Genomic DNA, 20,400 nt, shown 5'->3' with positions numbered 1-20,400 from the left:
CCGGATTGCGGGGCGCTCACTGCCACCCTTACGCAGAGGACCGGGGCCTGTCGTCGCCCGGCCAGGCGACTGTGGCCCCGGTCACACACCAAAGAGTGTCAATTCAGGACAGATTCACTCCTCCAGGAGATCTGTCACCACCTCGGCGATGGCGGAGCGCTCCGACCGGGTGAGGGTCACGTGCGCGAAGAGCGGGTGTCCCTTGAGGGTCTCGATGACCGCGGTGACACCGTCGTGCCGGCCCACCCGCAGGTTGTCCCGCTGGGCCACGTCGTGGGTGAGCACCACCCGCGAGCCCGCGCCGATGCGGGACAACACGGTGAGCAGCACGCCGCGTTCCAGCGACTGGGCCTCGTCGACGATGACGAAGGCGTCGTGCAGGCTGCGGCCGCGGATGTGGGTCAGCGGCAGCACCTCGAGCATGCCCCGGTGCAGCACCTCGTCGCGTACGTTGTCGTGCACCAGCGCGCCGAGGGTGTCGAACACCGCCTGCGCCCACGGCGACATCTTCTCCGCCTCGCTGCCGGGCAGGTAGCCCAGCTCCTGGCCGCCGACGGCGTAGAGCGGGCGGAACACGATGACCTTCTTGTGCTTGCCGCGCTCCATCACCTGCTCCAGCCCCGCGCACAGGGCCAGCGCGGACTTGCCGGTGCCGGCCCGGCCGCCCAGCGAGACGATGCCGATGCTGTCGTCGAGCAGCAGGTCCAGTGCGATGCGCTGCTCCGCCGATCGCCCGCGCAGGCCGAACGCCTCGCGGTCGCCGCGGACCAGGCGCACCGTCTTGTCCGTGTGCACGCGCCCGAGCGCCGAACCGCGCCCCGCGTGCAGGATGAGTCCCGTATGGACGGGCAGCCCCGCCGCCTCGTCATGGTCGATGCCGTCCCCGGCATACAGCGCGGTCATGTCCGCGTCCGACAGGTCCACCTCCGCAAGCCCGGACCAGGTCGGATCGACCGCCTGGTCATGCCGGTACTCGTCGGCCGCCAGGCCCACCGCGGCGGCCTTGACCCGCAGCGGCATGTCCTTGCTGACCAGGGTCACCTGCTGCCCGTCCGCCGCGAGACCGAGCGCCACCGACAGGATGCGGGCGTCGTTCGTGTCGTTGCGGAAACCGCTGGGCAGTATCTGCGGGTCGGAGTGGTTCAGCTCCACCCGCAGCGTGCCGCCGGCGTCGTTCACCGGCAGCGGCACGTCCAGCCTGCCGTGCTTGACCCGCAGGTCGTCGAGCAGTCGCAGCGACTGCCTGGCGAACCAGCCGAGCTCCGGGTGGTGCCGCTTGCCCTCCAGCTCGGAGATGACCACGAGCGGCAGCACGACGTTGTGCTCGGAGAAGCGGCGGATCGCGGCCGGATCAGCCAGCAGCACGGAGGTGTCGAGTACGTACGTTCGTATCGGGACATCGACCATGACTCACGCTAACCGCAAGAAACCCGTTTGGCCAGCATGTCTTCGCGATCCGTCCGACGATCCGCCGATCCTGGCATCATCCGGTCGGGGGATGCCGAAAAACATCGCCGCTCGCTTTACGCATTCACAGGGTCACTGCGAGTCGTGAAACGAGCGGCGATTCACGTACTCAGTACCAGCTGACATCCTGGAAATGCGACCACGCGCCCGCGGGCGTCTGGTACCGGTTCTTGATGTAGTCCAGGCCCCACTTGATCTGCGTGGCGGGGTTGGTCTTCCAGTCGTCGCCGAACTTCGCCATCTTGCTGCCGGGCAGCGCCTGCGGGATGCCGTAGGCCCCGGAGCCGGAGTTCTCGGCCTTGTGGTTCCAGCCGCTCTCGTGCTGCCAGAGCTTCACCAGCGGGCTCATCTGGCTGTACGCGAACCCGAAGCTCGGCAGCAGCTTGCACGCGGTGAGCTGGTTGCCGGAGAAGCTCTTGCACGAGGTCGGCGTCGGGGTCGTGGCGGTGCGCTTGACCGTCGGCTTCGGCTTCGCGGTGGCCGGCCGGTTCGCCTTCGGCGTGGTGGCCCGGGTCGGGCTCACGCTCGGCGACGGCGTGGCGGTGACGCTCGGCGTCGGCGTCGCCTCCAGGAGGCGGTCGTGGTCGCGGGTCGCCGCCTCGGCCTCAGCGGCGCGGGCCGCGGCCAGGTCGGTGGCCGGGGAAACGGAGTCGTCGTTGCCGGCGAGGCCGTAGCCGACCGCGCCGAGCACGGCGGCGCAGAGCACGCCGAGCGCGATCTTTCGGGAGTGGACGGCCAGGAGGCGGGCCGGACCGCTGCGCTGGCGGATTTCACGGTGGCGGCCCAGCAGAGGGTCACGGGGTGTCGACACGAGTCGGTCCCTTCGTAGGGGGTTGCCGCGCCTCGGGGGGAGGAAAGGCGCTGTTCAGGGACCCTGCCGGGTTTTCCGGCGGCGTGCCAAGTCCGTCACGTCGATCGTGAAACAGGTCACATTCTCAACGGGAGCGCAGGTGGGACAGGGGAAGAAATCGGACTCAGGCTATGGGTGGAAAACCCTGAGCCTCACGCGCCGAAGCGGCGCTGGCGGCCGGCGTACGCCCGCAGCGCGCGCAGGAAGTCCACGTGCCGGAAGTCCGGCCAGTTCAGCTCGCAGAAGTAGAACTCCGAGTGGGCCGACTGCCACAGCAGGAAGCCGGACAGCCGCTGCTCGCCGCTGGTCCGGATGATCAGATCCGGGTCGGGCTGGCCGCGGGTGTAGAGGTGCTCGGCGATGTGCTCGACATCGAGCTTCTCGGCCACCTCCTCCAGCGTGGCCCCGGCCTTCGCGTGCTCCTGGAGCAGCGAGCGCACCGCGTCGGCGATCTCCCGGCGGCCGGTGTAGCCGACCGCGATGTTGACGTGCGCGCCGCCGTGGCGGCCCGCGGTGCGCTCCTGGGCGGCCTTGAGCGCGGCGGCCGTGTCGGCGGGCAGCAGGTCGAGCGCGCCGACCATCCGCAGCTGCCAGGGGTTGCCGTCCTCGGCCAGCTCGGTGCTCAGGTTTTCGATGATCTCCAGCAGCGGGTCCAGCTCGGCGGCCGGGCGGCGCAGGTTGTCGGTGGCCAGCAGGTACAGCGTGACGTGGGCGATGCCGGCCTCGTCGCACCAGCGCAGCAGCTCCTTGATCCGCGCGGCGCCGACCCGGTGGCCGTCGTTGGGGTCCACGTAGCCCATGTCGCGCGCCCAGCGGCGGTTGCCGTCGCACATGACGCCGACGTGCCGGGGCCGCGGCTTGCCTGCCAGCAGCTGGATGAGGCGGCGTTCATACACGGAGTAGACGAGGTCGCGGAGTTTCATCCTGGGCAGCCTAACGCCGCTCGCGCAGATCAGCGCGGCTGCCAGGCGTCCGGGACCGTGGTCAGATCTCGGACGGCCTCGGGCAGCTGGCCGGTGACGGCCTGGGCGAGGGTGACCTCGTCGACGACGCCGCGTACCGCGGAGCGCACCGCGACCCATACCAGGGGCAGGTGGGTGGAGGTGCCGGTGTAGCTGGTCTGCTCGGGGCGGTGCCCGCGCACGCCGGCCAGCGGCCCGTCCACGGCGCGCAGCACCATGCCGATGGTCACCTCGGCCGGCGGCGAGCTGAGGCTGTAACCGCCGTCGGCCCCCCGCACGGCGTGGATCACCCCGCTGCGGCGCAGATCGGCGAGGACCGCCTCCAGGAACTTGCGGGGCAGCCCCTGAGCGTCCGCGAGGGCCTGCGCCGAGATGGTGGCCGGGTACGCATTGGCCAGCTCCAGAGCGGCCCGGACCGCATAGTCGCCTCTAGCCGAGATCTGCACGCCTCCATGATGCCCGCAGGCCCCCCGACTCTGCCGGGGGGCCTGCGTGACTGTGCCAAGATCGTGACGATCTTGCGGGAACTGTTAACGATTCGTCCGGTTAGGGCGTGTCATTCCCACGGTTCACGCAAGATCGTCGCCCCGTGGGTCACTCGGTGACGTTGAGGCGGGCCTTGAGGGCGTCGAGCTCGGACCAGAGGACTGCCGGGAGCTTGTCGCCGAACTTGTCGAACCACTCGGTGATCTGCGGGATCTCGGCGGCCCACTCGTCGGTGCGGACTTCGAGGGCGAGGTCGACGTCGGCGGCGGGCACGTCGAGGCCGACGAGGTCCAGGTCCTGGGCGCGGGGGACGAAGCCGACGGGGGTCTCGACAGCGCCGCCGTCACCCTCCAGGCGCTCGACGACCCACTTCAGGACGCGGGAGTTCTCGCCGAATCCGGGCCACAGGAAGCGGCCGTCGTCGCCGCGGCGGAACCAGTTGACGTAGAAGATGCTGGGCAGCTTGTCGGCGTTGCCGTCGACGCCCTTGCCCATGGCGATCCAGTGGCGGAAGTAGTCGCCGGCGTTGTAGCCGATGAACGGCAGCATCGCCATCGGGTCGCGGCGGACCACGCCGACCTGGCCGACCGCGGCGGCGGTGGTCTCCGAGGACAGGGTCGCGCCCTGGAAGACGCCGTGCACCCAGTCGCGGGCCTGGCTGACCAGCGGGATCGTGGTCTTGCGGCGGCCGCCGAAGAGGATCGCCGAGATCGGCACGCCCTTCGGGTCGTCGTACTCCGGCGCCAGGATCGGGCACTGCGTGATCGGGGTGCAGAAGCGCGAGTTCGGGTGGCTGGAGACCTGGTCGGAGTCCGGGGTCCAGTCGTTGCCGTGCCAGTCGGTGAGGTGGGCCGGGGGCTCGCCCATGCCCTCCCACCAGATGTCGTTGTCGTCGGTGCGGGCCACGTTGGTGAACAGCGAGTTGCCCGCGGCGAGCGTGCGCATCGCGTTCGGGTTGGTCTTCCAGTCGGTGCCCGGCGCGACGCCGAACAGGCCGTACTCCGGGTTCACCGCGTACAGGCGGCCGTCCTCGCCGAACCGCATCCAGGCGATGTCGTCGCCCAGGGTCTCGACCTTCCAGCCGGGGATGGTCGGCTCCAGCATGGCGAGGTTGGTCTTGCCGCACGCCGACGGGAACGCGGCGGCGATGTAGTGCACCTTGCCGGCCGGGTTGGTCAGCTTGAGGATCAGCATGTGCTCGGCGAGCCAGCCCTCGTCGCGGCCCATCACGCTGGCGATGCGCAGCGAGTAGCACTTCTTGCCCAGCAGCGAGTTGCCGCCGTAGCCGGAGCCGAACGACCAGATCTCGCGGGTCTCCGGGAAGTGGGAGATGTACTTGGTGGTCGAGCACGGCCACGGCACGTCGGCCTGGCCCGGCTCCAGCGGCGCGCCGACCGAGTGCAGGGCGGGCACGAACTCCGCGGTCTCGCCCATCGCCTCGAGCACGTTGGCGCCCATCCGGGTCATGATCCGCATGCTGGCCACGACGTACGCCGAGTCGGTGATCTCCACGCCGAACATGGGGTTCTCGGCGTCGAGCGGGCCCATGCAGAACGGGATGACGTACATGGTGCGGCCGCGCATGCAGCCCCGGTACAGCTCGGTCATGAGCTGCTTCATCTCGGACGGGGCCATCCAGTTGTTGGTCGGGCCGGCGTCGGCCTCGTCCACGGCGCAGATGAAGGTCCGCTCCTCGACCCGGGCCACGTCGGAGGGGTCGGTGCGGGCCCAGAAGGAGTTGGGCCGCTTGACCGGGTCCAGGCGGACCAGGCTGCCGGCGGTGACGAGCTCCTCGGTGAGGCGCTGCCACTCGTCCTGCGAGCCGTCGCACCACACGATGCTGTCCGGAGTGGTGAGCTCTGCGATCTGGCGCACCCAGGCGAGCAGCTTCGGGTGCGAGGTCGGATGCTGGTCAAGCCCTGCGATGACTGCCGGCGCGGTCATGGATTCTCCTCGTGGTCGTCTTTGACCGACGGATACGACTGACCACGGCCAGGTGGCCGGGGGTCGTCCGGGATGTGGCCTCAGCGTAAGCCCGGTTTGTTGCCTGAGGCCCTTCCCGCCTTGTGAATAAGTGCACAAGCGTCGGTCCGGGTGCTTGCACGCGCACGATTCTTCGGCCGATCGCGCACGTTTCCGCAAATCCCGTTTTCGATCTTGCAGCGCCCGCGTCGCGCGACGGCCCTGGCGCGTGCGAGCCCGGTCACTCCTTCTTGCATACCCGTTCCAGGCCCGGCCGAACGCGGCTATCGCGACTTCATCATGAGCTCCGCATATTCCGCAAATCGGGTGATTGGTCTAACGTCCCTAGCAGCCGGCGAAACCGTGACATTCCCCCCGGAGGCGGCCGTGACCAGTGCGTTTTACCCTGCCCAGGAACAGTCCACCGACCCGCAGAGCGACCCACAACTCATCTCCCTGGTACGTGGCGGCGACACCGACGCGTACGGGCTGCTCTACGAACGCCATCTCGAATCGGCGCGGCGGCTGGCGCGGGTGCTCAGCTCCGACCACGCCGACGCCGACGACCTGATCGCCGACACCTTCGCCAAGGTGCTGGCGGTGCTGCGCAACGGCGGCGGGCCGGACACCGCGTTCCGGGCCTACCTGCTCACCACCATGCGGCACACCCGCTACGACCGGGCCCGGCGCGAGCGCCGCCTCGAACTCACCGACGACCTCACCCGGTACGAGACCGCGGAGCCCGTCGACGACCCGACCATCTCCCGGCTGGAGACGTCGTACGCGGCGCGGGCCTTCAACCGGCTGCCCGAACGCTGGCGGGCCGTGCTCTGGCACACCGAGGTCGAGGGCGAGAGCCCGTCGCAGGTCGCCCCGCTGCTCGGGCTCACCCCGAACGGCGTCGCGGCGCTGGCCTACCGGGCCCGGGAGCGGCTGCGGCAGATGTACCTGCAGGAGCACATCGCGCTCACCGGCAACCCGCGCTGCCACTGGACCGGCTCGCACCTGGCCGGATACGTACGGGCGGCACTGGCCAAGCGCGACCGCGGCAAGGTCGACGAGCACCTGTCCGGCTGCTCCGAGTGCCGCCGCCTGCACCGCGAGCTGACCGAGGAGAACGCCGGCCTGCGCAGCGTCATCGCGCCTCTCTTATTGGGGGCCGCCGCGCCCGCCTACCTGGCCGGCGCGGGCAGGCTCGCGTTCGGCGGCCGGCTCGCCGCCGCCTGGGGAGCGCTCGTGCTGTGGTGGCCGCAGGTCCGGGAGACCGTAGGCGGGTGGTCGGCCGCCGCGGCCGGGCTCGCGCTCGCCGGCGGGCGGTGGCTGCTGACCGCGCCCGGCCGCCTGATCAGCCGGTACGGCGGCGCGAGCATCGTCGCCGGGACCGGCGTCGGGATCGCGGCGCTGGCCGGGATCGTCGTGTTCGTCGCCATGACGGCCACACCCACGCCGCGTGCGGACCCGTCCCGGGCGGTGCCGGTGCCGGCACCGGCCGCGCCGCCGGTGTTCGTACCCCCACCGCCGTCGCCCAGGGTGACCACCGCCCTGCCCTCGGCGTCGCCGCCCGGCAGCACCGCGCAGGCCCCGCCGGCCGCGCAGGCTCCGCCGGTCGACCTGCTGCCCGCCCGGCCCGCGCCCGTCACCGGGCCCAAGCCGCCGCCCGCGGCCCCCGCGCCGGTCGCGCCCGTGGCTCCGGTCGCTCCCGCGCCCCCGGCCGAACCCGACGCCGAGGTCTCGGCACCGGAGTTCACCGAGGTCGACCTGGTGGCAGGCCGCGCCGGCACGCTGCCCATTCCGGTGCGCGCGTCCGCCGACGACCGCGCCGACCTGCCGGAATCCGCAACCGACACGTCGGCTGATCAACCTGGCACCCCTGCCGACACCCCGGATGATCAATCGGGCACCGCTGCCGACACGCCCGCTGCAGCGCCCGGCACCGTCCCGGAGGCGATCGGGGCGGCGGGTGGGGCCCCGACTGTCACCGTCGCCGCCCAGTTCCGGCCCACCGCGCTTCGCCTTTCCGCGTCCGCAGCACCGGAACCGAGCGCATCTCCGGCGGCCGAGCCCGCCGCGCCGCCCGGGGCGGTGCGCATCGACGTGACGCTGCCCGCCGGGCTTCGGCTGGCCGGGACCGGGGCCGGGGACGGCTGGCAGTGCGAGGCGACCGCCTCGGGTGCGTCCTGTGACCGGCCGCGCTGGAAGAAGGGCGCCCGGTCGGTGGCCCGGCTGCCCGTGCTGGCCGACGCCACGGTCAGCGGGTTCCAGCAGGTCGGCGTCACCGCGACGTACGGGCAGCGGCACACCGCGACCGCGTTCCGGGTGCCCGTCGCGCCGTCCGGGCTGCGCCTCGGGCACGCGGCCCGCGGCCGGGTCGACGTCGCCATGGCGGGCAGCAGCCTGCTGTCCTGCCGACCGCGCCCGCTGTGCCTGCTCGGCACGGACAACAACATGCTCGACATGTCCGCGCTGCTGCCCGCGTTCGGGGAGCCCGCCGCGCCCGACGGCCTGCTCGACGAGCCGGGCCCGGCCGGGCCGAAGGGTCCGATCACCGCGCTGGCCGGGGAGAAGGCGGCCAGCGGAGCCCGGCTGGAGGTGCCCGACGGCGCGAAGGTCCGCTGGGCCGGGCTGGTCGTCGCCGCCTCCGCGGCGCGGCTGCCCGAGCTGGTCGCGCTGCACGGGCCGAAGGGCGACTGGTCACCGGTGGAGGTGCGCTTCGAGCACGCCGGGTCCGGGGCGTCGCTGACCCAGGGCTTCGCCGACGTGACCAGGTTGCTGCGCAGGGGCGGTGGCGGCGACTGGTGGCTGGCCGCCCCCGCCGAGCCGCTGCCGCGGGGAAAGAAGCAGTTCGCGGGCTGGACGCTGGCCGTGGTGTACGAGCACGGCGACGTGCCCCGCGGCGAGGCGGCGGTCTACCTCGGCCCGCGTGCCGGGCGGGGCGACGCGGCGACCATCGTCGGGCTGGGCGGGGCGGGAGGAGTGCGGGTCGGCCTCGCCCTGTGGGACGGCGACCTGGCGCTGACCGGCGACGAGCTGGTCATCGACGGCGTCCCCGCGGGAGAGCCGGGCAACCTCGGCGGCGGGCGCAACGCGGGGGCCGCGGCGGTCGCCTGCCGTACCGTGCCCGGTCTGTGCCCCTGGCGCACCCCTGGGCTGGATGTGCTCTGGGTGGCCGGCAAGGCTCCGACCGGCGGCGTCGCCGAGCTGCGGATGGGCGGCGATCCCATGGAGGTGGGGCTGCTCGCGGTGATCACCGGCCCTCCGCGCACGGCGGGCAAGGCCGCCCCGGCACGGTAGGCTCGCGGGGTGACCCCCGAATCGCCGACCGCGCCACCCGCCCCAGCACTGCCGCTGCGGCTCGTCGCGCAGTTCCGGCACCTCATCCACGAGCTGGGCAAGTTCGGCGTCGTCGGCGGAGCCGCGTACGTCGTCGATCTGGTGATCTTCAACTTGCTGCTGTCGGTGACCGGATGGCTGCCCGCCACCGTGATCTCCACCACGGTCGCCGCGACCGGGGCCTTCATCGGCAACCGGTACTGGACCTGGCGCGACCGCGAGCGGTCGAGCCTGGCCCGCGAATACCTGCTCTACTTCTTCTTCAACGTGGTCGGGCTGGGCATCAGCGTCGGCGTGCTGTGGCTCAGCCACGACGTGCTGGGGGCCATGTGGCCGGAGCTGTTCCAGACCCGCCTGGCCGACAACGTCTCCAAGATGCTGGTCGGCAACGCCATCGCCAGCGTCTTCCGGTTCTGGGCATACCGCCGGTTCGTCTTCAACGGCGCACCGGCCGCCGCGACCCCCGCACCCGCCCAGGTGGGGTGAGTTGGCTTGCATTCGGAGTTGCGATGCCGACCCGTCCACACCGACTCGCGTAAGGTGGCCCAGTGCGCCCTGACCTGACGATGCTCGATCGCCTGCTGCCCGAACGCCTCCGCAAGATGGGGCCCGAGGCCCTGAAGTTCGCCATCGTCGGCGGCGTGAACACCGTGGTCAACTTCGTGGTGCTGAACGCCCTGGTGCTGACGATCTTCCCGTCCGGCCAGCTCAAGGCCAACGTGGTCGCCACCATCGTGGCGATGGTCGCGTCCTACCTGATGAACCGGCACTGGACCTACCGCGACCGGATGAGCCAGGCGATGGGGCGCGAGTTCCTGCTGTTCGTCCTGTTCAACGCCGCGGGCCTGGCCATCGAGCTCGCCATCATGGGCGCCACCAAGTACGCCCTGGGCCTGCACGGCCTGCTGGCGCTCAACGCGGCCAAGCTGCTGGGCCTCGTGCTCGGCACGCTGTTCCGCTTCTACACGTACCGCACCTTCGTGTTCGCCCCCGCGAACCAGGTCGCCGTCGCGGCCGGTGGCGTCGACGCCGACCTCGGCCCGGCGCACGTGCACCTCGACAGCGTCGAGGAACTGGTCGACGCCGAGGCCGCCGCGAGCGCGCTGGCCGGCGTGCCGGTGCCGGCCCAGCTGCGGCCCGACGACTTCTCCCGGCTCACCGCCCCGCTGGAGGCGGAGTTCGCCGCCGAGCACCGGGCCGCCGAGCAGCTGGCCGCCCTGGACGCGGAATTCACCGACACGGAGCTCGCCGAGGAACTCACGCGCGCGAAGCCGCGCCCAGAGCGGTAGCCAGACTCACTGCGTCTCTTCGACCTTGGCCTGCTGCACCGGGGTGACCGGCCGCCGCTCGTTGTCGTTGAACGAGTGCGAGTCCCGGTCGGCCTCGACCAGCTCGTACAGCGTCGTCTGCACCTTCTCGACGTGCGGGATGTCGTTGAGCACCGACTGGCCGCGCTCGCCCGCCGACTCGATGGTCAGCGTGCCGCAGCCCAGCAGCCGCTCGATGAACTTCTGGCTCATCGCGTGGTCGTTCACCCGCGACAGCGGGATGTCCCGCCGGTCCCGCGAGAAGACCCCGGTCTGCAGCAGCACGCGTTCGTTGGTCAGCACGTAGTGCGTGGTGCGCCAGACCAGCCACGGCCAGAACGTCAGCCAGGCCACGGCGACCACGGCCAGGCCCGCCACGATGTAGACCAGGATCGCGTCGAGGTCGAACAGCAGCGCGGTGATCACCGCCGCCACCGCCAGGACCAGGATCGTCACCGGCCGGATCATGGCCTTCCAATGGGGGTGCAGGTCGAGCACCACGTGCTCGTCCGCGGTCAACACGTCCTCGGGGAACGCCATCCGTGCCTCCTCGTTACAGCCTGCGATCAAACGCACGATTGTCCGCGAGCAGGGTAGTTCCACGAGGCGACGCCCGGCCATCCGCCATCGGTGCTCCGTCGGCAATCGGTCTGTCCGGGCGGGGACCGCGGTCGCCGCGGCGGGTTCGGGGAGGTTGATCGCCGATTCCGGTCAATCGGTGCGGTCTGGTCGAAGTTCCCACCCGAGAGGCCGATCTTCCCGGGCCCGCCTCCCGCAGCGGGCGTCAGCGCAGGTGGACGACGTCGCCCGCGGCTACGGGCCGGTCCCCGGTCGCGGTGCGCACGACGAGGCGGCCGTCGGTGTCGACCGTCACGGCCTCGCCGGTCAGCTCCGTGGCGCCGCCGGGCAGGAGCACCGACACCTGCCGCCCGAGGGTCCCGCACATCCGCAGGTACGCGTCCCGCAGGCCGCTCTTGTCGGGGTCGCCGCCCGCCTGCTGCCAGGCGTCGTAGCGTTCACCGAGCCGCTCCAGCAGCGCGGCCAGCAGTGCGGTCCGGTCCGGCTCGGCCGCGCCGGCCAGCAGCAGCGAGGTCGCGGGCAGCCCGGTCGAGGTGTCCGGCAGTTCGTCGGGCCGCAGGCTCACGTTCAGGCCGATGCCGATCACCACCGCGCCGGGCACGGGCACCTCGGCCAGCAGCCCGGCACACTTGCGGCCCCCGATCAGCAGGTCGTTGGGCCACTTGAGGGCGGCCTCCAGCCCGGTCACCGCGCGTACCGCCTCGGCCAGCGCGACCCCGCCGAGCAGCGGGAGCCACCCCCAGCCGGAGACGTCCGAGGCCGGGCGCAGCAGTACGGACACCGCCAGCCCGGCGCGCGGCGGCGACTGCCAGGTGCGGCCGAGCCGCCCCCGGCCGGCAGTCTGCGACTCGGTGGTCACGACCAGGCCCTCGGCGGCACCGTCCCGCGCCGCGGCGGCCGCATCGGCGTTGGTGGAGCCGGTCTCGTCACTCACCTCGACGTGCCAGCGCGTCAGCGCCGCAAGGTGGGCGCGGTCCAGCGGCAGCCTGCTCATCTCCACCGCAGGAGCGTATCCAGCCGCGGGTCAGCCCGCGTGGCGGGCGGCGCGCACCGGCGCGGCGTCGCTGTCGGGCACCGACATCGGGCCGAGCCACTCCGGCAGCACGATCTCGGTCTCCCCCGGCTCGGTGGACACCAGCCGCCCCCGCTGGATGCTCTCCACCCGGTGGTGGCGCACCGGCACCCTGTCCGGCCGCGGCTCGGCGCGCCGGGCGGCGGGACGCGGCTTGAGCGGCACCACCGGGCTGGGCGCTCCGACCGGCCCGGCCTGGCCGTCCGACGGCCCGTCCACCACCGGCGCCTCGAAAACCGGAGCTTCGAAGGCCCTGGTCCGAGGGCCGGCCGAAGCGGTCGGCACCGGAGTGATCCTCGGGATCATGGTGGTCACGGGCTCGGGAGCGACTTCTTCGACCGGACCGGCCGGGACCGCGGTCCCCAGACCGCGCACGGGGCGGGGTCGCCGGGCCGCGCCGCCGCCACTCGTCGAAGAGCTACGCATCCTCGCGCCGTCCGCCGTGGTCGCCGCACTGCCGGTCGCCGCACTGCCGGTCGCCGTGCCGCCGCCGGCCGCTACGCCGCCGCGCGCCGCTGCCGCCCCGGTCACCGCCGCGCCGCGGCCCGGACCCGGGCGCGGACGGGACGGCGGAAATCCGCCCCTGCCCGGCGGATCGGCCTTCCGCCGCTCCCGGCCTTCCGACTGCCACGGCCGCACCACGGCAAGCACCGTAAACCCGCCCACCAGCAGCAGTACCCCGAACAGCGTCGTCACAAAATACTCAACGATTCGCCCGAACCGGACGAAACGAACAACCTGAACGGCGCATGATCACGACTATCTTGCGCGAACTGTTACCCATTCATCCGATATGAGTGTGTCGTACCCACAGCCCACGCAAGATCGTCCCTCGGAGGCGGTGGTGTGGTGTAGATGACTGAACGGGGGTTCAGGTGGGTTATAGAGTCCGGGGCGTGACTACTACGGTGCCGGACAGTGGCCGGGTTGACGGGCGGACCACGGCGGGGAAGCTTGCGGACTTCGAGCGGCGGGTTGAGGAAGCCGTGCACGCGGGGTCGGCGCGGGCGGTGGAGAAGCAGCACGCGCGGGGTAAGAAGACCGCGCGGGAGCGGATCGCGATGCTGCTCGACGAGGGGTCCTTTGTCGAGCTCGACGAGCTGGCGCGGCACCGGTCGACGGCGTTCGGGCAGGAGCGGAACCGGCCCTACGGCGACGGGGTGGTCACCGGGTACGGGACCGTGGACGGGCGGCCGGTGTGCGTGTTCGCGCAGGACTTCACCGTGTTCGGCGGGTCGCTGGGTGAGGTGTTCGGCGAGAAGATCGTCAAGGTGATGGACCTGGCGATGAAGACGGGCTGCCCGGTTGTCGGGATCAACGACTCCGGGGGTGCGCGAATCCAGGAGGGTGTGGTCTCGCTCGGGCTCTATGGCGAGATCTTCTTCCGCAACGTGCGGGCTTCGGGTGTCATCCCGCAGATCTCGCTGGTCGTGGGGCCGTGTGCGGGCGGGGCGGTGTACTCGCCTGCGGTCACCGACTTCACGGTGATGGTCGACCAGACCTCGCACATGTTCATCACGGGGCCGGACGTCATCAAGACGGTGACCGGCGAGGACGTGGGCATGGAGGAGCTGGGCGGGGCGCGCACGCACAACAGCAAGAGCGGCAACGCGCACTACCTGGCGAGCGACGAGCAGGACGCCGTCGACTACGTGAAGGCGCTGCTGTCGTACCTGCCGAGCAACAACCTGGACGCGCCGCCGGTCTGGCCGGTCGCGGCCGACCTGGCGACGAGCGACACCGACGCCGAGCTGGACACGCTGATCCCGGACTCGGCCAACCAGCCCTACGACATGCACTCGGTGCTGGAGTCGATCCTCGACGACGGCGAGTTCCTGGAAGTGCAGCCGCTGTACGCGCAGAACATCCTGACCGGGTTCGGGCGGGTCGAGGGGCGGCCGGTGGGCGTGGTCGCCAACCAGCCCATGCACTTCGCGGGGTGCCTGGACATCGCGGCTTCGGAGAAGGCGGCGCGGTTCGTGCGCACCTGTGACGCATTCAACATCCCCGTGCTGACCTTCGTGGACGTGCCGGGCTTCCTGCCGGGCACGAGCCAGGAGTGGGACGGCATCATCCGGCGCGGCGCGAAGCTCATCTACGCGTACGCCGAGGCCACCGTCCCCAAGATCACCGTGATCACCCGTAAGGCGTACGGCGGCGCGTACGACGTCATGGGGTCCAAGCACCTCGGGGCCGACCTCAACTTCGCATGGCCGACGGCACAGATCGCGGTGATGGGCGCGCAGGGCGCGGTCAACATCCTCTACCGGGCGGAGCTGGCCGCGGCCGACGACCCGGTGGCCCGCCGCGCCGAGCTGATCACCGAGTACGAGGACGCCCTGGCCAACCCGTACGTGGCCGCCGAGCGCGGGTACGTGGACGCGGTGATCCGGCCGTCGGCGACCCGCGCGCACATCGTGCGGGGCCTGCGCGCGCTGGCCACCAAGCGGGAGACGCTGCCGCCGAAGAAGCATGGGAACATCCCGCTGTGACGCCGGTGTCGGGCAGTTCGGCACTCCGCTGTGACGACGCCTGTTAATCGTTGAGTGACGGTCATGTGGCAGAACGTTCACGCCGACGGGTCATTGTGTAACGATGTCGGGATGACCGTGCAGGAGCCTGCCGATCGTCACCTGCTGCCGCGCCGGTACACGGTGCTGGTGGACGTGGGCTACCTGTACGCGGCCTCCGGGGAGCTGCTGCTCGGCACGTCGAACCGCTCCGAGTTCAAAGTGGACGCCGAGCGGATGATTCACGCGCTCATGGCGCAGGCGGCGAGCTGCTACGGCGTCGACCTGCTGCGGCTGTACTGGTTCGACGCGGCACGCGACCGGGTGCCCACCATCGACCAGCGCGTCATCGCGCAGATGGCGCAGGTCAAGCTGCGGCTGGGCAACCTGAACCTGCGCGGGCAGCAGAAGGGCGTCGACGCGCAGATCCGCAGCGATCTGGAGACGCTGGCCCGGCACCGCTCGGTCACCGACGCGGTGCTGGTCGCCGGCGACGAGGACATGCTGTCGGCGGTCGAGGCGGCGCAGAGCTACGGCGTGCGGGTGCATTTGTGGGGCGTCGAGCCGCCGTACGGCACCAACCAGGCCGAGCGGCTGGTCTGGGAGAGCGACACGGTGTACACGCTGGACGCGGAGTTCGTCCGGCCGTATTTCACGGCGACGGGGCGGATCCGCACCCCCACACCCGCCGAGGTGTTCTCCGGCCGTCCCGCGATCGCGCTGCCCGCAGCCCAGGTCTCGGTTCCCCCGGAGCCGCGCCCGGTGCCGGCGGCGCGCCGGGCCCACCCGCAGCCGCCGGAGCGCGCCGAGATCCTCGACATCGGCGAGTACGTGGCCCAGAAGTGGATCCTCACCCGGGGCCGTGACAACATCGGCGACCTGCTGCCGGGTCCGCTGCTGCCGACGGTCATCGACAAGGAGCTGCTGGTGGAGGCGGAGAAGGAGCTGGGCATCTCGCTGCGCCCCTTCGAGAAGGCACGGCTGTGGGTCCGCGACGGCTTCTGGTCGCGGGTGTATCGGGAGTTCGGCCTGGCCAGGCCGAACGGGGAGGGTTGAGATGACGGAGCAGCCGATGATCCGGATCGGACGTGGCACGCCGACGGCCGAGGAGGTCGCCGCCCTGGTGGCGGTGCTTTCGGCCCGGCCCGCGGCGGCACCGGCCCCCGCGGCCCCGGTGTCCGCGTGGTGGCGCAGCGGCCTGCCCGCGGTGACCGCGGCGGGACCGGGCGCGTGGCGGAGCTCCGGCCTGCCCCGCTGACCAGCGGACGGGCACGGCCGATAGCCCGGTGTGCATCCTTGCCCCATTTCGGTAGTCTGCTAGCGCTGGACCGCGTTGGTCACCTGACCGCGGCACCGCCGATCGCGGACGAGAACCCCTGGGGAGGGCGTGCGAGATGGGTCTGCCCGAAGAGGACAAAGGACCTGCCTGGCTGCGCGACTACGGTCGCGAGAGCGGGTATACCAAGGCGAACGTGATGACGGGTTACGACGAGGGCTCCCTCGCCGTGGACCTGCAGAGTCTCGTCGACTTCGCCGAGGCGCTGGAGACTGAGCACACCAAGGACTACCGGCCGCACGCGCAGGAAGTCTTCAAGGACATGTCGGTGAAGGTGGCCGATCCGCACGCCGACTTCATCGAGCTGTGCTCGAGTCTGGGCTGGCAGCGAGAGCTGCTGGTGCAGACCTCCGACGCGCTGCTCAAGCACGATCAGGCGGTGCTGGCGTTCGTCACCGCGGCCCGCGAGATCAGCAAGAAGTACGGCGAGGCCGACGCGCTCGGCGCGGCCAAGGCGCAGGACGTGAACCGCAACCTCACCGTGGTGGTGCCCACCACCGCGCAGGTGCCCGCGACCACGCAGCCGGCCACCACCACGCAGCCGCCCGCCGCCACCACGCCGGCCACGACCACGCCGGCCACCACCATCCCGCAGGTGAACCCGACGGGTGGCACCACGACCACCACCGGAGGGGACTACTGATGGCCATCCCACCCGAGGACCGCGCCCCGGCCGGCACCAACTGGTACGGCAAGTCGATGCAGCAGATGTGGGAGCTGGTGGCGGGCCGTCAGCTGACGCCCCACTACACCCAGGCGTCCGGCTGGAAGCGCGCCGGCGAGCTGGCGTACCTGCACAAGAGCCGGCTGGAGACGTACCGCGACAAGCTGGCGCAGGCCTGGCCGCCGGAGTCCAGCGACGCCGCCAAGGCTTACCTGGCCAAACTCGACGACCTGATCAAGGCGGTCGAGGACGTGGCCCGCGTGTCCACCCAGAACCACCAGTACTCCAGCGACATCCCGGCCGCGTTCAGCGAGGCGGAGCGGAAGCTGAAGCCGATCCGCGACGAGTACGACCGCATCGACCGGGCCGTGCGCAACCACCAGCCGGTGGCGCTGCCGAGTGGACAGACGCCGGAGAAGTTCCTGCAGGGCAAGCTGAACGAGGCCCGCGGCGTGATGCGCGGCCTGTCCGCGGACCTGTCCCTGGTCCGGGTCAGCATGGCCCCGCCGAAGCCGTACCTGCCCCCGGGCGGGCACCAGAGCGAGGGCGACAACGACTACGGCGGCGTGGTGCCGCCGGTGATCCCGCCGGTGACGCCGTTCGGCGGCGCGATCGCCCCGACGCCCACGGTGTCCGGCGCGACGCTGGCACCCGTACCGGTGGCGATCGGCCCGGACCTGACCGGGCTCGCCCCGGCCCCCACGCCGACCACGCCCACGCCGACGATCCCCGGTGTGCCCGGCCCGGTGACCCCCGGCGGCACGCCGCCGTTCGGCACCGGCCCTGTCATCGGTGCTCCGCCGCCGATTCCCGGCCTGCCCGGGGTGGGCGGCAAGCCCATCGGCACCAGCCCGGTCATCGGCGGCCTGGGGCCGAACGCGAACGCGCCCCGCGCGATGCCCGCCGGCGGTGTCATCGGCGGCGCTCCCGGTGGCGGCATGGGCGCGCGCGCCGGCGCTGCGGGGGCGCGCGCGAACCCGGTCGGCGGCATGATCGGCGGTCCGGGCGGCGGTGCTGGCGGCCGCGGTGCGGCGGGCACGGTCAGCGGCCGCGGCGCCAACGGCTTGGGCGCGCCCGGGGTCGGTGCGCCCGGTGCGGGCAAACGTCGTGACTCCGACGATCCCGATTTCGATCCGGACACCATGTGGGCCGTGGATCAGGGCGTCGCGCCGGTGCTGGACGCGCCGGACGCGCCCGGTCCGGTGGACCCGGGTCCGGCGATCGGCCTCGCTCGATGAGATTCGCCGCACGTCTGGCGGCGGTGAGCCTGCTCGCCGCCGTCACCACGGTCGGCGTGGGCACTCCCGCCCACGCCGACCGGTACCGCAACGACCAGTGGTACCTGCCCTTCCTGCACGTCAGCGAGGCGCACGCCATCAGCCAGGGCGAAGGCGTGACCGTCGCCGTCATCGACAGCGGCGTCGAGGGCAAGCACCCCGACCTGACCGGCAACGTGCTCAAGGGCTTCGACACGATCGTCGGCGGGGACGGCGACGGCTGGGGCGACGACGAGGGCCACGGCACCAACATGGCCGGCCTGATCGCCGCCCACGGCCACGGCGCCGGCGGCAAGGACGGCGTGCTCGGCCTGGCCCCGAAGGCGAAGATCCTGCCGATCCGGATCTCCACGGCCAAGGGCCACGGCGGCGGCGATGCCATCGCCATCGGCATCGACGAGGCCGTCAAACGCGGCGTGAAGATCATCTCCATCTCGGAGTCGTTCCCCTCGGCCGACTCCTCGGTGCTGATCAACGCCGTGGCGCGGGCCCACGCGGCCGGCGTGCTGGTCATCGCCGCCGCGGGCAACCAGCCGGCCAACTTCTACGTCGCGGCCCCGGGCCGCTACCCCGGTGCGGTCGCGGTGGGCGCGGTCGACCAGAAGGGCGCCGTCGCCGCCGTCTCGGTGCGCGGCCCCGAGGTGCAGCTCGTCGCGCCGGGCGTCGACATCACCAGCACCAGCCGCATCAACAAATCCGCGAACACGCAGTACCGGCGGTCCAGCGGGACCAGCCCGGCGACCGCCATCACGGCCGGCGTCGCGGCGCTGGTGTGGTCGAAGTACCCGGACCTGACCGCCGACCAGGTGCTGGAGCGGCTGACCCGGACCGCCCAGGACAAGGGGCAGCCGGGCCGGGACAACGACTACGGCTTCGGGCTCATCGACCCGGTGGCTGCGCTGACCGCCCCGGCCGCGGGCCCGTCCGCCGTCGCCCCCTCGACCGCGCCCTCGGTCGAGGTCTCCCTGCCCTCGATCCCCGGCCAGCCGGACACCGGCAAGCTCTTCCTGGGCGTCGGGCTGCTGGTCGTGCTGCTCGTCGGCGGGGTCCTGATCGTCGTCGCCGTCGTGGTGTTCCTGGTCCTGCGCAAGCGCCGCTGACCCCCGGTGCGCCGCGCCGCACGGCGCGGCCACCCGGGGCGGCGACCGGTACGCTGCCCTGCATGGCAGCTCGACCGACCTTCATCCTCGCCTCTGCGAGCCCGGCCCGGCGCACCCTGCTCGACTCGGCGGGCATCGACGCCGAGGTGATCGTGAGCGGCGTCGACGAGGACGCCGTCGAGGCGACCACGGCCGAGGCGCTCAGCGCGGTGCTGGCCCGGATGAAGGCGCACGCCGTCGCCGAGCGCCTGCGGCACAGCGCCGAGGCCCCCACCCGGGCGCTCATCCTGGGCTGCGACTCGGTCCTCGCCTTCGACGGGCAGATCCTCGGCAAGCCCGAAGACGCCGACGAGGCGCTCAAGCGCTGGCAGGCCATGCGCGGCCGCAGCGGCGTGCTGCACACCGGCCACTGCCTGGTGGAGCTGCACACCGGCCGGGTCGCCGAGGAGGTCGGCTCGACCGTGGTGCACTTCGCCGACCTCAGCGACGACGAGATCGAGGCGTACGTCGCCACCGGTGAGCCGCTGTGGGTCGCCGGCTCCTTCACCATCGACGGGCTGGGCGGTCCCTTCGTCGAGCGCATCGAGGGCGACCACAGCAACGTCGTCGGGCTCTCCCTGCCGCTGCTGCGCCGCCTGCTGGCGTCGCTGGACATCCCGATCACCGAACTCTGGCGGCAGCGCTGACCGCCCTCCTGGCATAGGGTCTCGGCGTAGGGGTGGACCCGCCGCGGGCACGTGCCGGCGGCGGACGGAGCGAGGAGGAAGCCATGGGCCGCGCGTTCATCACGGTCACCGACGAGCTGCACGACTACGTCGTCGCGCACGGCACCCCGCCCGGCGATCTGGAACGCGACCTGGTCGCCGAGACGCTGCGGGCCACCGGCGGCGCGTCGCGCATGCAGATCGAGCCGGAGTACGCCGCGCTGCTGACCATGCTGACCCGGCTGACCAACGCCCGCAACGCGGTTGAGGTGGGCACCTTCACGGGCATGTCCTCGCTGGCGATCGGCCGGGGCCTGGCCGACGGCGGCAAGCTGGTCTGCTTCGACATCTCCGCCGAGTACACGGCCATCGCGCAGCGCTACTGGCAGCGGGCCGGGCTGGACGACCGCATCGAGCTGCGCCTCGGCCCAGCCGTCGAAGGGCTCGCCGCGCTGCCGGAAGAGCCCCACCTGGACCTCGCCTTCATCGACGCGGACAAGGAGGGCTACGCCGCGTACTGGGACGCCCTGGTGCCGCGGATGCGCCCCGGCGGGATGCTGATCGTGGACAACGTGCTCTGGTCGGGCCACGTCCTGGACGAGAAGCCGAAGGACTCCTCCACCACCGCGCTGATCGCCTTCAACGCCAAAGCCGCCGCCGACGACCGCGTCGACGTCGTCATGCTCCCCTTCTCCGACGGCGTCACCCTCGCCCGCAAACGCTGACCGCCTGCGGTTTCGGGGAAACTGCGGCCATCGGAGGTCCGATTCCCGCAGTTTCCCCGAAACTGCAAC

The 20,400-nt window shown here is 71.9% G+C and carries 19 protein-coding genes; 11 read left to right on the top strand and 8 right to left on the bottom strand.

The genetic code is table 11. From position 1 onward, the window contains the following. Positions 1 to 114: 114 nt before the first annotated feature. The 5 genes from F6W97_RS32335 to F6W97_RS32315 form a co-directional block, all read right to left on the bottom strand. Entirely contained in the window at positions 115 to 1,407 is a 1,293-nt protein-coding gene (locus F6W97_RS32335) for a PhoH family protein (protein ID WP_155374342.1), read from the bottom strand. Between the two features lie 169 nt (positions 1,408 to 1,576). Continuing rightward, positions 1,577 to 2,278 carry an aggregation-promoting factor C-terminal-like domain-containing protein gene (locus tag F6W97_RS41050; RefSeq protein ID WP_230687156.1) on the bottom strand — a complete coding sequence of 234 codons (702 nt, stop codon included), beginning with the start codon at positions 2,276 to 2,278 and terminating at the stop codon, positions 1,577 to 1,579. 191 nt (positions 2,279 to 2,469) lie between these two features. Beyond that, positions 2,470 to 3,240, bottom strand: a complete 771-nt coding sequence (locus F6W97_RS32325) for an isoprenyl transferase (RefSeq protein WP_155374341.1) — start codon at positions 3,238 to 3,240, stop codon at positions 2,470 to 2,472. Positions 3,241 to 3,269: 29 nt separating this feature from the next. Continuing rightward, on the bottom strand, positions 3,270 to 3,725 hold the full coding sequence (locus F6W97_RS32320; protein ID WP_120318082.1) for an RrF2 family transcriptional regulator: 456 nt from the start codon (positions 3,723 to 3,725) through the stop codon (positions 3,270 to 3,272). 148 nt (positions 3,726 to 3,873) lie between these two features. Beyond that, entirely contained in the window at positions 3,874 to 5,709 is a 1,836-nt protein-coding gene (locus F6W97_RS32315; protein WP_155374340.1) for a phosphoenolpyruvate carboxykinase (GTP), read from the bottom strand. Positions 5,710 to 6,114: 405 nt separating this feature from the next. Between F6W97_RS32315 and F6W97_RS32310 the strand changes: the two genes are divergently transcribed. From F6W97_RS32310 to F6W97_RS32300, 3 genes are all read left to right on the top strand, one after another. Further along, complete coding sequence (locus tag F6W97_RS32310; RefSeq protein ID WP_196279421.1) at positions 6,115 to 9,018, top strand: sigma-70 family RNA polymerase sigma factor; 2,904 nt, start codon at positions 6,115 to 6,117, stop codon at positions 9,016 to 9,018. Positions 9,019 to 9,027: 9 nt separating this feature from the next. Next, positions 9,028 to 9,543, top strand: coding sequence for a GtrA family protein (locus F6W97_RS32305; protein ID WP_230687155.1), 516 nt, complete (start codon positions 9,028 to 9,030; stop codon positions 9,541 to 9,543). Between the two features lie 80 nt (positions 9,544 to 9,623). Beyond that, a complete protein-coding gene (locus F6W97_RS32300) occupies positions 9,624 to 10,346 on the top strand; it encodes a GtrA family protein (RefSeq protein WP_155374506.1) in 723 nt (240 codons plus the stop codon). Between the two features lie 6 nt (positions 10,347 to 10,352). On the opposite strand, the gene F6W97_RS32295 is transcribed toward F6W97_RS32300, so the two are convergent. The 3 genes from F6W97_RS32295 to F6W97_RS32285 all read right to left on the bottom strand — a co-directional run bounded on the left by F6W97_RS32295 (position 10,353) and on the right by F6W97_RS32285 (position 12,234). Next, the gene (locus F6W97_RS32295) at positions 10,353 to 10,904 is read right to left on the bottom strand and encodes a PH domain-containing protein (protein ID WP_155374338.1); all 552 of its coding nucleotides are present in this window, start codon (positions 10,902 to 10,904) and stop codon (positions 10,353 to 10,355) included. A gap of 244 nt (positions 10,905 to 11,148) precedes the next feature. After that, positions 11,149 to 11,937 carry a biotin--[acetyl-CoA-carboxylase] ligase gene (locus tag F6W97_RS32290; RefSeq protein ID WP_155374505.1) on the bottom strand — a complete coding sequence of 263 codons (789 nt, stop codon included), beginning with the start codon at positions 11,935 to 11,937 and terminating at the stop codon, positions 11,149 to 11,151. Between the two features lie 30 nt (positions 11,938 to 11,967). Then, the gene (locus F6W97_RS32285) at positions 11,968 to 12,234 is read right to left on the bottom strand and encodes a hypothetical protein (protein WP_155374337.1); all 267 of its coding nucleotides are present in this window, start codon (positions 12,232 to 12,234) and stop codon (positions 11,968 to 11,970) included. A 689-nt stretch (positions 12,235 to 12,923) separates the two neighbouring features. Here F6W97_RS32285 and F6W97_RS32280 point away from each other — a divergent pair. The 8 genes from F6W97_RS32280 to F6W97_RS32245 all read left to right on the top strand — a co-directional run bounded on the left by F6W97_RS32280 (position 12,924) and on the right by F6W97_RS32245 (position 20,331). Continuing rightward, on the top strand, positions 12,924 to 14,507 hold the full coding sequence (locus F6W97_RS32280; protein WP_155374504.1) for an acyl-CoA carboxylase subunit beta: 1,584 nt from the start codon (positions 12,924 to 12,926) through the stop codon (positions 14,505 to 14,507). Positions 14,508 to 14,618: 111 nt separating this feature from the next. Next, complete coding sequence (locus tag F6W97_RS32275) at positions 14,619 to 15,581, top strand: NYN domain-containing protein (protein ID WP_155374336.1); 963 nt, start codon at positions 14,619 to 14,621, stop codon at positions 15,579 to 15,581. A gap of 1 nt (position 15,582) precedes the next feature. Then, positions 15,583 to 15,783: an acyl-CoA carboxylase subunit epsilon gene (locus F6W97_RS32270; protein WP_155374335.1), complete on the top strand. Its 201-nt coding sequence runs from the start codon at positions 15,583 to 15,585 to the stop codon at positions 15,781 to 15,783. Positions 15,784 to 15,919: 136 nt separating this feature from the next. Beyond that, positions 15,920 to 16,504, top strand: a complete 585-nt coding sequence (locus tag F6W97_RS32265) for a hypothetical protein (RefSeq protein WP_155374334.1) — start codon at positions 15,920 to 15,922, stop codon at positions 16,502 to 16,504. Continuing rightward, complete coding sequence (locus tag F6W97_RS32260; protein ID WP_155374333.1) at positions 16,504 to 17,763, top strand: hypothetical protein; 1,260 nt, start codon at positions 16,504 to 16,506, stop codon at positions 17,761 to 17,763. The genes F6W97_RS32265 and F6W97_RS32260 overlap by 1 nt, the downstream gene beginning before the upstream one ends. After that, the gene (gene mycP, locus F6W97_RS32255) at positions 17,760 to 18,902 is read left to right on the top strand and encodes a type VII secretion-associated serine protease mycosin (protein WP_155374332.1); all 1,143 of its coding nucleotides are present in this window, start codon (positions 17,760 to 17,762) and stop codon (positions 18,900 to 18,902) included. Before F6W97_RS32260 ends, mycP begins: the two co-directional genes overlap by 4 nt. A gap of 62 nt (positions 18,903 to 18,964) precedes the next feature. Beyond that, the gene (locus F6W97_RS32250) at positions 18,965 to 19,588 is read left to right on the top strand and encodes a Maf family protein (RefSeq protein WP_155374331.1); all 624 of its coding nucleotides are present in this window, start codon (positions 18,965 to 18,967) and stop codon (positions 19,586 to 19,588) included. Positions 19,589 to 19,671: 83 nt separating this feature from the next. Next, complete coding sequence (locus F6W97_RS32245) at positions 19,672 to 20,331, top strand: O-methyltransferase (RefSeq protein WP_155374330.1); 660 nt, start codon at positions 19,672 to 19,674, stop codon at positions 20,329 to 20,331. Positions 20,332 to 20,400: the final 69 nt, after the last annotated feature.

This window comes from Catellatospora vulcania (assembly GCF_009720385.1).
GTDB classification, from domain to species: Bacteria; Actinomycetota; Actinomycetes; order Mycobacteriales; family Micromonosporaceae; genus Catellatospora; species Catellatospora vulcania.
Note: the sequence above shows the minus strand (reverse complement) of the source record. Positions and strands in the feature narration are given on the sequence as shown.